Genomic DNA, 15,505 nt, shown 5'->3' with positions numbered 1-15,505 from the left:
AAAGGGGGGATTTTATCTCCCCTTTTATTTTTCCTGCATTCCCGCCGTTGAATGTGTGGAATACATCCCCATATACTGGATTACATATTAACGACGATGCAGTGGAGTGTGGCGTCGTCGGCTACCTGGCGGACTTTAAACTAAGAGAGAGCTCTATGAATCCTGAGCGTTCTGAACGCATTGAAATCCCCGTATTGCCATTGCGCGATGTGGTGGTTTATCCGCACATGGTCATACCCCTGTTCGTAGGGCGGGAAAAATCTATCCGTTGCCTCGAAGCGGCCATGGACCATGATAAAAAAATCATGCTGGTTGCGCAGAAAGAAGCGTCGACGGATGAGCCGGGTGTAAACGATCTTTTCACCGTTGGAACCGTGGCGTCTATTTTGCAGATGCTGAAGCTGCCGGACGGCACCGTGAAGGTGCTGGTCGAAGGGCTGCAGCGTGCTCGCATTTCTGCGCTGTCTGATAATGGCGAGCATTTCTCGGCGAAAGCGGAGTATCTCGACTCGCCGGCGATTGACGAACGCGAGCAGGAAGTGCTGGTTCGCACAGCTATCAGCCAGTTTGAAGGCTATATCAAGCTGAACAAGAAGATCCCACCGGAAGTGCTGACGTCGCTGAACAGCATCGACGATCCGGCGCGCCTGGCGGATACCATCGCGGCGCACATGCCGCTGAAGCTGGCTGACAAGCAGTCTGTGCTTGAGATGTCCGACGTTAACGAACGTCTGGAATATCTGATGGCGATGATGGAATCGGAAATCGATCTGCTGCAGGTTGAGAAGCGCATTCGCAACCGCGTCAAAAAGCAGATGGAGAAATCCCAGCGCGAGTACTATCTGAACGAGCAAATGAAAGCGATTCAGAAAGAACTCGGCGAGATGGACGACGCCCCGGACGAAAACGAAGCGCTGAAGCGTAAGATCGATGCGGCGAAAATGCCGAAAGAGGCGAAAGAAAAAACCGAAGCGGAACTGCAGAAGCTGAAGATGATGTCGCCGATGTCTGCGGAAGCGACCGTCGTGCGTGGCTACATCGACTGGATGGTGCAGGTGCCGTGGAATGCGCGCAGTAAGGTCAAAAAAGACCTGCGTCAGGCCCAGGAGATCCTCGATACCGATCACTATGGCCTGGAGCGCGTGAAGGATCGCATCCTTGAATATCTCGCGGTGCAGAGCCGGGTGAACAAAATCAAGGGGCCAATCCTTTGTCTGGTGGGACCGCCGGGGGTAGGTAAAACCTCGCTGGGTCAATCCATCGCCAAAGCGACCGGACGGAAATACGTTCGTATGGCGCTTGGCGGCGTGCGCGATGAAGCGGAAATCCGCGGTCATCGTCGGACCTACATTGGCTCGATGCCGGGCAAACTGATCCAGAAAATGGCGAAAGTGGGGGTCAAAAACCCGCTGTTCCTGTTGGACGAGATCGACAAAATGTCTTCCGACATGCGCGGCGACCCGGCTTCCGCGTTGCTTGAGGTGCTGGATCCGGAACAGAACGTGGCCTTTAACGACCACTATCTGGAAGTGGATTACGATCTCAGCGACGTGATGTTCGTGGCGACTTCCAACTCCATGAACATTCCGGCGCCGCTGCTGGACCGTATGGAAGTGATTCGTCTCTCCGGCTATACCGAAGATGAAAAACTGAACATCGCCAAACGTCATCTGCTGCCGAAGCAGATCGAACGTAACGCGCTGAAGAAAGGCGAGCTGACCGTCGACGATAGCGCCATTATCGGCATTATTCGTTACTACACGCGGGAAGCGGGGGTACGTAGCCTGGAGCGTGAAATCTCCAAGCTGTGCCGCAAGGCCGTTAAGCAACTGCTGCTGGATAAATCGCTGAAACACATCGAAATTAACGGTGAGAATCTGCATGATTATCTCGGCGTACAGCGCTTCGACTATGGCCGCGCCGATAGTGAGAACCGCGTCGGTCAGGTGACCGGTCTGGCGTGGACGGAAGTGGGCGGCGATCTGCTGACCATCGAAACCGCCTGCGTGCCGGGCAAAGGCAAGCTGACCTACACCGGCTCGCTGGGCGAGGTGATGCAGGAGTCGATTCAGGCTGCGCTGACGGTGGTACGTTCGCGGGCTGACAAGCTGGGCATTAACGCCGACTTCTACGAGAAGCGTGACATTCACGTGCACGTGCCGGAAGGGGCGACGCCTAAGGATGGTCCGAGCGCGGGTATTGCCATGTGCACGGCGCTGGTCTCCTGCCTGACAGGTAACCCGGTACGCGCTGATGTGGCGATGACCGGTGAAATCACTCTGCGTGGTCAGGTGCTGCCGATCGGCGGTCTGAAGGAAAAACTGCTGGCGGCGCATCGCGGCGGCATTAAGACTGTTCTGATTCCTGATGAGAACAAACGCGACCTTGAAGAAATTCCGGATAACGTTATCGCCGATTTGGATATCCATCCGGTGAAACGAATCGAGGAAGTTCTGACACTTGCGCTGCAGAACGAACCGTTCGGCATGCAGGTTGTGACCGCGAAATAGTGATTCTGCGCAAATTGCGCTAATAAAAATAGGGCTGGTAAGTCATTTCGGACTTGCCAGCCTTTTTTTGTGTAGCTAACTTAGATCGCTGGCAGGGGGGTCATCGACAACTGCTGTTGTAAGGGCATGACAGTCCTGATATAACTGCTGCGCGGTCGCACTATGAAGGACTCAGGTGCGATATAAATTATAAAGAGAGGAAGAGAACAGTGAATAAATCTCAACTGATTGACAAAATTGCTGCGGGTGCGGACATTTCTAAAGCTGCAGCTGGACGTGCGTTAGATGCTTTAATCGCTTCTGTTACTGAATCTCTGCAGGCTGGGGATGACGTTGCGCTGGTAGGTTTTGGTACCTTTGCTGTTAAAGAACGTGCCGCCCGTACTGGTCGCAACCCGCAAACAGGTAAAGAAATTACTATCGCTGCCGCAAAAGTGCCGGGCTTCCGTGCTGGTAAAGCGCTGAAAGACGCGGTGAACTGATCGGCTTTCCCGTCAGGGAATGTGACGAAGTACAAGGGCGCATCGTGAGATGTGCCTTTTTTATTGTCTTTTCAGACCACTTTATGTGTGTTTATCGCCACTTGTGGGCTGACAATCACCCTGTTTTCTTGTCAAAATACGTCCTCACGCGCGGCGGCCATCACGTGCTATGCTGCGCGAGCTAAAGTCATCTACAGCGGAGCGTTGTTACACCATGATGGACAACCTACGCACGGCCGCCAACAGCGTCGTGCTCAAGATTATTTTCGGTATCATTATCGTCTCGTTCATTTTGACCGGGGTGAGTGGTTACCTGATTGGCGGTGGCAAAAACTATGCCGCAAAAGTGAATGGCCAGGAGATTGGCCGTGGGCAGTTTGAAAACGCCGTCGCCAGCGAACGTAACCGTATGCAGCAGCAGCTTGGCGATCAATTCTCCGAGCTGGCGGCGAACGAAAACTACATGAAAACCATGCGCCAGCAGGTGCTGAACCGCCTGATCGATGAGTCGCTTCTGGATCAGTATGCCCGCGAGCTGGGCCTCAGCATCAGCGATGAGCAGGTGAAGCAGGCGATCTTCCAGACCCAGGCGTTCCAGACGAACGGTAAGTTCGACAACCAGCGTTTCAGCGGTATTGTCGCCCAGATGGGGATGACCACCGATCAGTACGCCCAGGCGCTGCGTAACCAGCTGACCACGCAGCAGCTGATTAACGCCATTGCGGGTACCGACTTCATGCTGCCGGGCGAGTCCGATCAGCTGGCGGCGCTGGTATCTCAGCAGCGGGTGGTCCGCGAAGCGACCATCAACGTAAATGCCCTGGCGGCAAAACAGACCGCCAGCGATGAGGAAATCAACGCCTTCTGGCAGCAGAATCAGGCCCGTTTTATGGCGCCGGAGCAGTTCCGCGTCAGCTACATCAAAATGGATGCCGCCAGCATGCAGGAGAGCGCCTCTGACGACGAGATTCAGTCATGGTACGACCAGCACAAGGATCAGTTCACTCAGCCGCAGCGCAACCGCTACAGCGTGATTCAGACCAAAACTGAAGCCGATGCGAAAGCGGTACTGGCCGAGCTGCAAAAAGGAGCGGACTTCGCCACGCTGGCGAAAGAAAAATCGACCGATATTATCTCTGCCCGCAACGGCGGCGATATGGGGTGGATGGAAGATGCCTCTACCGTGCCTGAGCTCAAAGATGCCGGGCTGAAAGAGAAAGGCCAGCTGTCTGGCGTGATCAAATCCTCGGTTGGCTTCCTGGTAGCTCGTCTGGACGACGTCCAGCCGGCGCAGGTGAAGCCGCTGGCTGACGTGCGTAATGACATTGCGGCGAAAGTGAAGCAGGAAAAAGCGTTGGATGCTTACTACGCGCTGCAGCAGAAGGTGAGCGATGCGGCCAGCAACGATAATGAATCGCTGGCGAGCGCAGCGCAGGTCGCCGGGCTGAAGGTCGTAGAAACCGGCTGGTTTGGCCGCGATAACCTGCCGGAGGAGCTGAACTTTAAACCGGTCGCTGACGCTATTTTCAACGGCGGTCTGGTGGGTGAGAACGGCGCGCCGGGCAGCAACTCCGATATCATTACCGTTGACGGCGATCGCGCTTTTGTTCTGCGCATTAGCGAACACAAAGCCGAGGCGGTGAAGCCGCTGGCCGAAGTGAAGGCACAGGTTAGCGATATCGTTAAGCACAATAAAGCGGAACAGCAGGCGAAACTGGAGGCCGACAAGCTGCTGGCGGCGCTGAAAGACGGCAAAGGCGATGAAGCGATGAAGGCGGCTGGCCTGAGCTTTGGCGCGCCGCAGACGCTTTCTCGTACCGGCCAGGATCCGCTGAGCCAGCTGGCATTTACCCTGCCGCTGCCGCAGCAGGGTAAACCGGTCTACGGCGTGGGCAGCAATATGCAAGGCGATGTGGTGCTGATAGCGCTGGATGAGGTGAAAGCCGGCAGCATGCCGGAAGAGCAGAAGAAGGCCATGGTTCAGGGGATCACCCAGAACAATGCCCAAATCGCTTTCGAAGCGCTGATGAGCAACCTGCGCAAGGCGGCGAAAATTAAGCTCGGCGACAGCATCGACCAGCAGCAGTAATTTCGCGTCGTCTCGCAAAAATGAGCAACACGATGTAATCCTCAAGGGCCGCTTTCGCGGCCCTTTCCATTTCTGTGATTTGCCTTTTGTCGACCATCCGCACTGACGCTATCGTGACCTTGCTGTCTACACACAAGGAGATATCAGCATGAAATATGGAATAAAAGCACTGATGGCCGCGGGCGTTCTGGTTTTTGCGGTAGGGGTACAGGGGGCGCTGGCGGCACCCGCCAGCGGCAAAGCGGCGGTGAATAAAGAAAATGTGCAGGCGTCCTCTTCGGCGAAGGCGGAAGCGGTGCCCGGCGAGTCTGACATCGGGGCGACAAAGGTCAGCATTAACCGCGCCAGCGCCGAACAGCTGGCGCAGGCGTTGAATGGCGTAGGATTGAAAAAAGCCCAGGCTATTGTCAGCTACCGCGAAGAGTACGGGCCGTTCAAAACCCTCGATGATCTGAAGCAGGTCCCGGGAATGGGGAGCGCGTTGGTGGAGCGCAATTTAGCCCATCTGACGCTGTAAATTTTATGCCAGACCTTGCACAGCGGTGATTTTTTGCCAGGATAAAGAGGTTGCATCAAGTGGTGTGACCTCTTACCTCATAAACAACAATAACAGAAAGGCATTGGTGCTATGCAGACACAAATTAAAGTTCGCGGCTATCATCTGGACGTCTACCAGCATGTGAACAACGCTCGCTACCTGGAGTTCCTTGAGGAAGCCCGCTGGGACGGCCTGGAAAACAGCCCCGCGTTTCAGTGGATGATGGAGAAAAACATCGCCTTCGTGGTGGTGAATATCAATATTAACTATCGTCGTCCGGCGGTACTGGGCGATGTGCTGACGGTGAGCAGCAAACTGGAGCAACTCAACGGCAAAAGCGGCACCCTAAGCCAGGTGGTCACCCTCAACCCCAATGGCGAAGTAGTGGCCGATGCGCTGATTACCTTCGTTTGTATCGATTTGAAAACCCAGAAGGCGCTGCCGCTGGAAGGGGAATTGCGTGCGAAACTTGACCAGATGAACCTGCGCTGACAACCGTCGTGCGAGTGGCGGGCCCACGGCAGGTGATGAACCCGTAGCCCCGGTAAGCATCGCGCCACCGGGGAATTTGAGTCAAAGCTCCGGTAAATCGATCCCCGGAGATTATGCCTGCGCCAGTCCGGTTTTTTGCTGCATCACCGCCATTACCCCGACCTTGTCCGCCAGATACTGGTTGAGTCCGTTTGCGCGCAGGTTACAGGCGGCGCACTGGCCGCAGCCATCGCCCTTAATGCCGTTGTAGCAGGTGAGGGTTTCCCGGCGCACCAGATCCAGCTGACCCCAGTAGTCGGCGAGCGCCCAGGTCTCGGCTTTATTCAGCCACATCAGCGGCGTCTCAAAGCGAATGTCTTTCGCCATCCCCAGGCTGACGGCGTGGTGCAGCGCTTTGACAAACTCATCGCGGCAGTCCGGGTAGCCGGAGAAGTCGGTCTCGCACACGCCGGTGATGATGGCTTCGGCTTTTACCTGATAGGCGTAGATTGCCGTCAGGGTTAAAAACAGAATATTACGCCCGGGGACAAAGGTGTTGGGAATGCCCTCGGCATCAGGCTGATAGTCCGGTACCGGAATGTTATCGCGGGTCAGGCTGCTGACTGCCAGTTCGTTGAGCAGAGTGACGTCCAGCACTTTATGCGCGACGGCGCCCAGTTTCAGGGCGAGTTCGCGCGCAACGTCGATTTCCGCGCGGTGGCGTTGGCCATAATCAAAAGTGACGCAATGCACTTCATCATACTGTTGCAGAGCCTGCACCAGACAGGTGGTTGAATCTTGTCCTCCGCTGAAGACAACTACGGCGCGTTTCATGGCAATTCCTGACTAAATGAATAAAGGCGATATGGTAGCGCCAGACGCCCTCCATCACCAGCTCTCTCACGTCGACGAGGCCGGCAGCCAGGCGCTGGCGAAGTCGAACCAGCCCCGGGCGTTGAGGCGCAGACCATTGACCCCCGGTGGCGCGCTGATCCGATAGTTATACTTGAACAGCGGCGTCATGATGGCGTCTTCCATCAGGCTGTTAAATACGTTGCGCAGCGCATCGTTGCGGCTGCGAGCGTCGGGCTGAGACTGCACCGCGTCTAATGTCGCCTGCAGATGAGCATATTGCGCCCCGGTCAGCAAATTAGGCCACAGCATATCGCAGCGCAGCCACTGTTCCAGGGCGTACTCCGGCGCTTCGCCGATCAGACGGTCGCCCATCATCAGGTCGGCCTGCCCCAGATGCTGGCAGCCTTCCCAGTTTTTAGCGTCGTGGAACAGGAGCGTCAGCTCGCAGCCCAGCAGAGCCAGACGTTGCCTCAGCTGTTCGGCCATCGCATGTAGCTCGACCGGCAGATGATAGAGCAGGGTGAGCCTGGCCGGCAGCGGTACCGCGTTGTTTGCCGGTCCCTGCGGGATGGACCATCCCGGCAGCACCTCATGGCTTGGCGTAATCAGATCCTCCTCCAGCGGCAGCGTATCCAGTAGCGACGAGTGATGGATTATCGACACCAGCCGCTGGGCCTGCGCTTTGCTAAGCCGAGGGCTGTGGCGCAGGGTCAAATAGCAGAAGCCAAGGCTGATACGGTTGCTGACCTGACGCAGATTATGCAGCTCTTCGCGATCGCCGATGGTGATCTGCACCGGATGGCGGCAGCTGGTGCCGAGATCGCGGTCAAAGAGCTGAGGAGTGATCCAGTACTCCACCGCCTGGATCAGCGGATGCTGCAGGTGGTAGCGGGGATGGTTTTCCAGGCGGACGAGTTCCGGACTAAACCGCTTCAGGCGGAACGGTCCGCAGCCAATGGCCGGATCGTCGGGATGCGCCAGCACGCTGCAGTAGCTGGCGAGGCGGAACGGCAGCCAGTAGTCAGGGCGATGCAGGGTTATTGTTAAACACTGGGCATGGGTGACATCGATACGGCTGATGCTGGCGAAGAGGGTCCGCAAGGCGGGCAGCTCAAGCAGCAGCAGTAACCGCTGTCGCAACTGCGCGGTTTCCACCGTATCGCCATTGTGCCAGCACAGCGTGGAGCGGATATAAAAATGCCAGCGCAGGCCGTCCGGGGAGACCTGCCAGTGGTGCGCCAGATCGCCGATCGGCATATTGTCGCCTTCGTCGAAGCGCGTCAGCCCGGCATAGATTTGTCCGGCCAGATGCTGCTCGGCGCGGCCGGGGAGAAAGCCGGGACGCAGCGGCTCCAGCGGGCGATAGTAAGGAATACGCAGCGTGGGGGTATTGTTTTGCCACTGACCGCCGAGGAAGGGATGGAGCAGGGCTTTCAGCTCCACCGGGGCAAGCTGCGCCAGCTCCAGCGCGGTTTGTTGCTGACCGTTGTTCAGCGCCTGCTCCATCATCTCGTTGCGCAGACTTTCCGGGGTTTTGTGAAATAAGAGCTGTCCGCGTTTGCCGCGCCCGGAGCTGGCCTGCCAGCTTAGCCACCCGGCCTCCTGCGCCTGACGCAGCAGAGTACGGACGTGGCGCTCGCTGCAAAAACAGCGCTCCGCCAGTTCGCCGACGGTGACCTGCTGCGGCGCCCCGGCTGATGGTTGCCATAGGCGCTGGTATTGATTTAAACGGTGTAAGAGTCGCATGGGGGCCGTCGTCCACCGGGCCGCTGTAAACCCGGAACAATTAATAATATCTATTCACTATTACTTCCGTATATCCCAGGTGATACTGCAACACAAGCGAAGCCCATCACACATCGGGGAATATACCATGGCAAAACTGGCGGCATTTGATATGGACGGCACCCTGCTGATGCCGGACCATCGTCTTGGAGAAAAGACGCTTTCCGCGCTGAAACGGCTGCGTGAGCGCGATATCACCTTGACCTTCGCCACCGGCCGCCATGTGCTGGAGATGCACCATGTGATTGGCGAATTTTCCCTTGATGCATTTCTGATCACCGGCAACGGGACGCGCATCCATTCGCTGGAAGGGGAGGAGCTTTATCGCCAGGATCTCGCTCCCGAGGCGGCAGAAGCGGTGCTGCACGGCAAATGGGATACCCAGGCCAGCATGCACGTCTTTAACGATGGCGGCTGGTTCACCGGCCAGGCAAGGCCTGAATTGTTGCAAGCGCATGTATTCAGCGGCTTTCACTATCAACTGTGCGATCTGAAGCGCATGTCGGCGCAGCATGTCACCAAGATCTGTTTCTGCGGCGATCATGACGATTTGCGCCGTCTGCGGATCCAGCTGAATGAGACGCTGGGCGATCGCGCATTTCTCTGCTTCTCGGCAATGGACTGTCTGGAGGTGCTGCCGGTTGGCTGCAATAAAGGCGCGGCGCTGGCGGTGCTCAGCCAGCATTTAGGCTTCACCCTGCAGGAGTGCATGGCCTTCGGCGATGCGATGAACGACCGCGAGATGCTGGGCAGCGTTGGGCGGGGGTTCATCATGGGCAACGCGATGCCGCAGCTGAAAGCCGAGCTGCCGCATCTGCCGGTAATTGGCGACTGTCGGAATCAGGCAGTCTCCCATTTTTTAACTCATTGGCTGGATAATCCTGATCTTCCTTATTCCCCCGAATAGAGAGACCCTTCCAGCAAGCCAGATAGGCTTCTATCTGGCTTTTTTTATCGCCTTTCGACCAGACCGGCGATCTCCGCCTGCCAGGGCGCAATATCGCCGATATTGTCCGCCACCCACTGCGGGTTGTAATAGCTTTCCAGGTAACGCTCGCCGCTGTCGCACAGGAGTGTCACTATCGAGCCGGTGCGACCTTCTTCGCGCATCCGCGCGGCCAGCTGCAATACGCCCCACATATTGGTGCCGGTCGAGGCGCCGACCTTGCGCCCAAGCTGCGTTTCCAGCCACAGGGCGGTGGCTACGCTCGCCGCATCCGGCACGCGCAGCATCTCATCGACAACGTCGGGAATAAACGACGGCTCGACGCGCGGCCGTCCGATGCCTTCAATTTTGCTGCCGACCGGGCTGCGCAGGCTGGCGTCGCGGGTCTGCCAGTAATCGAGGAACACCGAATTCTGCGGATCAACGACCATCAGCTGCGTCTCGTAGCCCTGGCTGCGAATATAGCGGCCAATGGTCGCTGAGGTGCCGCCGGTGCCGGCGCTCATGACGATCCATGACGGCTGCGGGTGCGGCTCATGGCTCATCTGGCGGAAAATACTGTCGGCGATATTGTTGTTGCCGCGCCAGTCGGTGGCCCGCTCGGCGAAGGTAAACTGATCCATATAATGGCCGTTCAGCTCGCGGGCCAGCGTTTCGGAAGCCGCGTAGATTTCGCCGGCGCTCTGCACAAAATGGCAGCGTCCGCCGTAGAACTCGATCTGTTCGATTTTGCGCTTGGCGGTGCAGGAAGGCATCACAGCGATAAACGGCAGCCCCAGCAGGCGGGCGAAATAGGCCTCCGAAACGGCGGTTGACCCTGAGGAGGACTCTATAATTGGCGTGCCTTCTTTGATCCAGCCGTTGCACAAGCCATAGAGAAACAGCGACCGCGCCAGGCGATGCTTCAGGCTGCCGGTGGGGTGGGTGCTTTCATCTTTCAGATACAGGTGGATGCCCGGAAAAGCGGGCAGCGGCAGACGGATCAGGTGCGTGTCGGCGGAGCGCTGATAGTCAGCGTTGATTTCGCTAATGGCATGTTTAACCCAGGCGCTATTCATCGTGATTTCCTGTTTGTCATTTTGTGCCTAGCTTAGCGGAAAGCGCAGGAAAAATTGTTGCCATTTAACCTGTGGATTACCATTATGAGAGCAAAATTTTCTCTGAGGATGCCCAATGCTAGATAAAATTGACCGTAAGCTGCTGGCGCTACTGCAGGAAGATTGCACCCTCTCTTTGCAGGCGCTGGCCGATGCCGTTAATCTGACCACCACGCCCTGCTGGAAACGCCTGAAACGGCTCGAAGACGAGGGTATTCTCCGCGGGCGCGTCGCCCTGTTGGACGCGGAAAAGGTGGGGCTGGGGCTGACGGCGTTCGTCCTGATCAAGACTCAGCATCATAGCAGCGACTGGTACTGTCAGTTCGTGAGCGAAGTGACGCAGATGGCGGAAGTGCTCGGCTTCTGGCGGATGGCGGGGGAGTATGACTACCTGCTACGGGTGCAGGTGGCTGATATGAAACGCTATGACGACTTTTATAAACGTTTAGTGAACAGTGTGCCTGGTCTGTCGGATGTCACTTCGAGTTTTGCCATGGAACAGATAAAATATACCACCGCCTTGCCTGTCGAATAACGGTATTGCGCCGTAACCCATTACAAAATCAGGATTTTATTGCTTGCGATTATTTGCTCAACTCAGCTGGTACTTCCGCCGGGAGTGGCGCCGCTATCTTGGCGCAATTGCCCTGCTGGTCATTATTGCCGTCCTGCAGCTTATTCCGCCGAAGGTGGTGGGCATTGTGGTCGACGGCGTGACGCAACAACATTACACCGCGGAGAAGGTGTGGATGTGGATCGGCGCGCTGGTGCTGATCGCGGTGATGGTCTACCTGCTGCGCTATGTCTGGCGCGTGCTGTTGTTCGGCGCTTCTTACCAGTTGGCGGTTGAGCTGCGGGAAGATTTTTACCGGCAACTGAGCCGCCAGCATCCGGCGTTCTATTTGCGCCATCGCACCGGGGATCTTATCGCCCGCGCCACCAATGACGTGGACCGGGTGGTGTTTGCCGCTGGCGAAGGAGTATTAACCCTGGTGGATTCCCTGGTGATGGGCTGTGCGGTATTGATTGTAATGTCGACGCAGATTAGCTGGCAGCTTACTCTGCTGGCGCTGCTGCCGATGCCGCTGATGGCCCTGGCGATCAAACGTAACGGCGATGCGCTTCACGAACGTTTTCGCGTTGCTCAGGCGGCCTTTTCCAGCCTCAACGATCGCACGCAGGAGAGCCTGACCAGCATCCGCATGATTAAGGCGTTTGGGCTGGAGGATCGCCAGTCGGCGCAGTTTGCTGCCGATGCTGCCGATACCGGCGCGAAAAACATGCGCGTGGCACGCATTGACGCCCGCTTCGACCCCACCATCTATATCGCCATCGGGGCCGCTAACCTGCTGGCCATCGGCGGCGGCAGCTGGATGGTGATCCACGGCAGCCTGACCCTGGGCCAGCTGACCAGCTTCGTGATGTATCTTGGCCTGATGATCTGGCCGATGCTAGCGCTGGCGTGGATGTTTAACATCGTGGAGCGCGGTAGCGCGGCCTATGGTCGTATCCGCACGATGCTTGAAGAGGCGCCGGCGGTGGATGACGGGACCGAGGCGGTGCCGGCAGGCCGCGGCGTCCTGCAGGTTGCTATCCGCGATTTCATCTATCCGCAGGCGAGCAAACCTTCGCTGGAGCAGGTAAATTTTACTCTCCAGCCGGGGCAAATGCTGGGCATCTGCGGGCCGACGGGCGCCGGCAAAAGCACCATTCTGGCGCTGCTGCAGCGCCATTTTGACGTCACTCACGGCGAGATCCGCTTTCACGATCTGCTGCTGCCGATTCTGCAGCTCGACAGCTGGCGCGCCCGGTTGGCGGTGGTCAATCAGACGCCATTTTTATTCTCCGATACCGTCGCCAATAATATCGCGCTGGGAAAACCGGACGCGACGCAGGCGCAGATTGAGCGGGTTGCTCAACTGGCCAGCGTGCATGACGACATTCTGCGTCTGCCTCAGGGCTACGAGACCGAAGTGGGCGAGCGCGGCGTGATGCTCTCCGGCGGCCAGAAACAGCGCATCTCTATTGCTCGCGCCCTGCTGCTGGAGGCCGAAATTTTGATCCTCGACGATGCCTTATCGGCGGTGGATGGCCGCACCGAGCACCAGATCCTGCATAACCTGCGCCAGTGGGGGGAGGGGCGGACGGTCATTATCAGCGCCCACCGCCTGTCGGCGCTCACCGAGGCCAGTGAAATTTTGGTACTGCAGCATGGGCATATTGCCCAGCGCGGCCGCCACGAGGCGCTGGCCGTGCAGCCCGGCTGGTACCGCGACATGTATCGATATCAGCAGCTGGAGGCCGCGCTCGACGAGGTTCCGCAGACGCAAGAGGAGGCCCTGGATGCGTAGCTTTACCGAACTCTGGCCGACGCTTAAACGCCTGCTGGCCTATGGTTCACCGTGGCGCAAGCCGTTGGCCATCGCGGTGGCGATGATGTGGATTGCGGCGGCGGCGGAAGTGAGCGGCCCGCTGCTTATCAGCTATTTCATCGACAACATGGTGGCGAAACATACGCTGCCGCTGAAGCTGGTGGCCGGTCTGGCGGTAGCCTATATCGGCCTGCAGCTGCTGGCGGCGCTCCTGCACTATAACCAGTCGCTGCTGTTTAACCGCGCCGCGGTCGGCGTCGTCCAGCAGTTGCGCAGCGACGTGATGGATGCCGCCCTGCATCAGCCGCTCAGCGAGTTTGATACCCAGCCGGTTGGGCAGCTTATCTCACGGGTAACCAACGATACGGAAGTCATTCGCGATCTGTACGTGACGGTGGTGGCTACGGTACTGCGCAGCGCAGCGCTGATCGGCGCGATGCTGGTGGCGATGTTTAGCCTCGACTGGCGGATGGCGCTGGTGGCGATCGCGATTTTCCCGGCGGTGCTGATCGTGATGATTATCTATCAGCGCTATAGCACGCCGATCGTGCGGCGGGTGCGCGCCTGGCTTGCCGACATCAACGATGGCTTCAACGAAGTGATCAACGGCATGGGCGTCATCCAGCAGTTCCGCCAGCAGGCGCGCTTTGGCGAACGGATGCGCGAGGCCAGCTATGCCCACTATCTGGCGCGGATGCAGACGCTGCGCCTGGACGGTTTTCTGCTGCGCCCGCTGCTGAGCCTTTTTTCCTCGCTGGTGCTGTGCGGGCTGCTGATGCTGTTCGGCTTTAGCGCGGTGGGCACGATCGAGGTTGGGGTCCTGTACGCGTTTATCAGCTATCTTGGACGCCTTAACGAGCCGCTTATCGAGCTGACCACCCAGCAGTCGATGCTGCAGCAGGCGGTGGTCGCCGGCGAGCGCGTTTTCGAGCTGATGGATCGCCCGCGCCAGGCGTGGGGTACGGATGACGCGCCGCTGAGCAGCGGTCGGGTGGAAATTGACCATCTCTCCTTTGCTTACCGGGGGGACCGTCTGGTTCTCCAGGATATCACGCTGGATATTCCCTCCCGCAGCTTCGTGGCGCTGGTCGGACATACCGGCAGCGGAAAGAGTACCCTCGCCAGTCTGATGATGGGCTATTACCCGTTAACCCACGGCGAGATCCGCATCGATGGTCGACCGCTCGCATCCCTCAGCCACAGCGCGTTGCGTCGGGGCATCGCGATGGTGCAACAGGATCCCGTAGTGCTGGCGGATACCTTCTACGCCAACGTCGCGCTGGGCCGGGACATCAGTGAGGCGCAGGTTTGGGAAGCGCTGGAGGCGGTGCAGCTGGCGGCGGTGGCGCGCAGCATGAGCGATGGGCTGTACACCCAACTGGGCGAGCAGGGCAATAATCTCTCCGTCGGGCAGAAGCAGCTGCTGGCGCTGGCTCGCGTGCTGGTGGACACCCCGCAGGTACTGATTTTGGATGAGGCGACGGCAAACATCGACTCCGGTACCGAGCAGGCGATCCAGCAGGCGCTGGCGAAGGTCCGCCAGCATACCACCCTCGTGGTTATTGCCCATCGGCTGTCGACCATTGTGGAGGCCGATACCATCCTGGTTCTGCATCGAGGTCAGGCTGTCGAGCGGGGCACCCATCAGCAGCTGCTGGCGGCGAAAGGCCGCTACTGGCAGATGTATCAGCTGCAGCTGGCCGGCGAAGAGCTGGCGGCCAGCGCCAGAGAGGAGTCGCTCAGCGCCTGATGCACCACCAGCAGGCAGGGAACGCTGGGCGGCCTGCGATGGTGCAAAAACGTTACATCAAATGCACCGTTGTGGTGCATTTTTGCGCGCCAGGCGCCGTTGCGCAGGATATTGCCTGACCTGTCCCCTGTTTTTTGCCATCAAAGGGCCGCTTTGCGGCCTTTTTTCATTTCTGGCATAGCCCTTGCTTTATATCCATCGTGTTAGCTGCGGCCATTACCGAATACTGACTGGAGGGGACTTATGAAGCTGGTTACCGTGGTAATCAAACCATTCAAACTGGAAGACGTGCGTGAAGCTTTGTCTTCCATCGGCATTCAGGGCCTGACGGTCACTGAAGTCAAAGGATTTGGCCGTCAGAAAGGTCACGCGGAGCTCTACCGCGGCGCCGAGTATAGCGTCAACTTTCTGCCAAAAGTGAAGATTGATGTGGCGATTGCCGACGATCAGCTGGATGAAGTCATCGATGTCATCAGCAAAGCGGCTTACACCGGAAAAATTGGCGACGGCAAAATTTTCGTCGCTGAATTGCAGCGCGTCATTCGCATCCGTACCGGCGAAGCTGACGAAGCGGCACTGTAATTTCCAGACCACACAGTGATGGGGAACG

Annotated in this window: 13 protein-coding genes; 10 read left to right on the top strand and 3 right to left on the bottom strand. The window is 58.0% G+C overall.

Translation table 11 applies throughout. The features are described from left to right. Nucleotides 1-155 precede the first annotated feature (155 nt). The 5 genes from lon (at nt 156) to KB892_RS19745 (ending at nt 6,111) form a co-directional block, all read left to right on the top strand. The gene (lon, locus tag KB892_RS19765) at nt 156-2,510 is read left to right on the top strand and encodes an endopeptidase La (protein WP_004151336.1); all 2,355 of its coding nucleotides are present in this window, start codon (nt 156-158) and stop codon (nt 2,508-2,510) included. Between the two features lie 209 nt (nt 2,511-2,719). Further along, nucleotides 2,720-2,992, top strand: a complete 273-nt coding sequence (gene hupB / locus KB892_RS19760; protein WP_002444653.1) for a nucleoid-associated protein HU-beta — start codon at nt 2,720-2,722, stop codon at nt 2,990-2,992. A 214-nt stretch (nt 2,993-3,206) separates the two neighbouring features. Continuing rightward, the gene (gene ppiD / locus KB892_RS19755) at nt 3,207-5,081 is read left to right on the top strand and encodes a peptidylprolyl isomerase (RefSeq protein WP_002891856.1); all 1,875 of its coding nucleotides are present in this window, start codon (nt 3,207-3,209) and stop codon (nt 5,079-5,081) included. A gap of 148 nt (nt 5,082-5,229) precedes the next feature. Next, nucleotides 5,230-5,598 carry a helix-hairpin-helix domain-containing protein gene (locus KB892_RS19750; protein ID WP_002891859.1) on the top strand — a complete coding sequence of 123 codons (369 nt, stop codon included), beginning with the start codon at nt 5,230-5,232 and terminating at the stop codon, nt 5,596-5,598. 111 nt (nt 5,599-5,709) lie between these two features. Continuing rightward, nucleotides 5,710-6,111, top strand: a complete 402-nt coding sequence (locus KB892_RS19745; protein ID WP_002891860.1) for a YbgC/FadM family acyl-CoA thioesterase — start codon at nt 5,710-5,712, stop codon at nt 6,109-6,111. Between the two features lie 111 nt (nt 6,112-6,222). Here the strand turns inward: KB892_RS19745 and queC are convergent, their stop codons facing one another. Together queC and KB892_RS19735 are read right to left on the bottom strand one after the other, a co-directional pair. Continuing rightward, nucleotides 6,223-6,924, bottom strand: coding sequence for a 7-cyano-7-deazaguanine synthase QueC (gene queC, locus KB892_RS19740; protein ID WP_002891863.1), 702 nt, complete (start codon nt 6,922-6,924; stop codon nt 6,223-6,225). A gap of 66 nt (nt 6,925-6,990) precedes the next feature. Beyond that, nucleotides 6,991-8,691, bottom strand: coding sequence for an SgrR family transcriptional regulator (locus KB892_RS19735; RefSeq protein WP_002891866.1), 1,701 nt, complete (start codon nt 8,689-8,691; stop codon nt 6,991-6,993). Between the two features lie 127 nt (nt 8,692-8,818). Between KB892_RS19735 and cof the strand changes: the two genes are divergently transcribed. Further along, nucleotides 8,819-9,637, top strand: coding sequence for an HMP-PP phosphatase (gene cof / locus KB892_RS19730; protein ID WP_004151335.1), 819 nt, complete (start codon nt 8,819-8,821; stop codon nt 9,635-9,637). 44 nt (nt 9,638-9,681) lie between these two features. On the opposite strand, the gene KB892_RS19725 is transcribed toward cof, so the two are convergent. After that, nucleotides 9,682-10,734 carry a PLP-dependent cysteine synthase family protein gene (locus tag KB892_RS19725; RefSeq protein ID WP_002891871.1) on the bottom strand — a complete coding sequence of 351 codons (1,053 nt, stop codon included), beginning with the start codon at nt 10,732-10,734 and terminating at the stop codon, nt 9,682-9,684. 115 nt (nt 10,735-10,849) lie between these two features. Here KB892_RS19725 and KB892_RS19720 point away from each other — a divergent pair, with 115 nt between their 5' ends. The 4 genes from KB892_RS19720 to glnK all read left to right on the top strand — a co-directional run bounded on the left by KB892_RS19720 (nt 10,850) and on the right by glnK (nt 15,477). Continuing rightward, complete coding sequence (locus tag KB892_RS19720) at nt 10,850-11,308, top strand: Lrp/AsnC family transcriptional regulator (RefSeq protein ID WP_002891873.1); 459 nt, start codon at nt 10,850-10,852, stop codon at nt 11,306-11,308. Nucleotides 11,309-11,351: 43 nt separating this feature from the next. Then, entirely contained in the window at nt 11,352-13,124 is a 1,773-nt protein-coding gene (locus KB892_RS19715; RefSeq protein ID WP_002891876.1) for a SmdA family multidrug ABC transporter permease/ATP-binding protein, read from the top strand. Further along, a complete protein-coding gene (locus tag KB892_RS19710; RefSeq protein WP_002891880.1) occupies nt 13,117-14,895 on the top strand; it encodes a SmdB family multidrug efflux ABC transporter permease/ATP-binding protein in 1,779 nt (592 codons plus the stop codon). Before KB892_RS19715 ends, KB892_RS19710 begins: the two co-directional genes overlap by 8 nt. Before the next feature lie 243 nt (nt 14,896-15,138). Next, entirely contained in the window at nt 15,139-15,477 is a 339-nt protein-coding gene (glnK, locus tag KB892_RS19705; protein WP_002891893.1) for a P-II family nitrogen regulator, read from the top strand. Nucleotides 15,478-15,505 lie beyond the last annotated feature (28 nt).

It is taken from the genome of Klebsiella sp. P1927 (assembly GCF_018204675.1).
In the GTDB taxonomy this organism is placed as follows: domain Bacteria; phylum Pseudomonadota; class Gammaproteobacteria; order Enterobacterales; family Enterobacteriaceae; genus Klebsiella; species Klebsiella pneumoniae.
This window is presented reverse-complemented; position numbering and strand designations above follow the sequence as displayed.

Excerpts from the sequence above, each read along its gene's own strand:
- lon (WP_004151336.1), top strand. The coding sequence starts at position 156 with ATGAATCCTGAGCGTTCTGAACGCATTGAAATCCCCGTATTGCCATTG.
- ppiD (WP_002891856.1), top strand. The coding sequence starts at position 3,207 with ATGATGGACAACCTACGCACGGCCGCCAACAGCGTCGTGCTCAAGATT.
- KB892_RS19750 (WP_002891859.1), top strand. The coding sequence starts at position 5,230 with ATGAAATATGGAATAAAAGCACTGATGGCCGCGGGCGTTCTGGTTTTT.
- KB892_RS19745 (WP_002891860.1), top strand. The coding sequence starts at position 5,710 with ATGCAGACACAAATTAAAGTTCGCGGCTATCATCTGGACGTCTACCAG.
- queC (WP_002891863.1), bottom strand. The coding sequence starts at position 6,924 with ATGAAACGCGCCGTAGTTGTCTTCAGCGGAGGACAAGATTCAACCACC.
- KB892_RS19735 (WP_002891866.1), bottom strand. The coding sequence starts at position 8,691 with ATGCGACTCTTACACCGTTTAAATCAATACCAGCGCCTATGGCAACCA.
- cof (WP_004151335.1), top strand. The coding sequence starts at position 8,819 with ATGGCAAAACTGGCGGCATTTGATATGGACGGCACCCTGCTGATGCCG.
- KB892_RS19725 (WP_002891871.1), bottom strand. The coding sequence starts at position 10,734 with ATGAATAGCGCCTGGGTTAAACATGCCATTAGCGAAATCAACGCTGAC.
- KB892_RS19720 (WP_002891873.1), top strand. The coding sequence starts at position 10,850 with ATGCTAGATAAAATTGACCGTAAGCTGCTGGCGCTACTGCAGGAAGAT.
- KB892_RS19710 (WP_002891880.1), top strand. The coding sequence starts at position 13,117 with ATGCGTAGCTTTACCGAACTCTGGCCGACGCTTAAACGCCTGCTGGCC.
- glnK (WP_002891893.1), top strand. The coding sequence starts at position 15,139 with ATGAAGCTGGTTACCGTGGTAATCAAACCATTCAAACTGGAAGACGTG.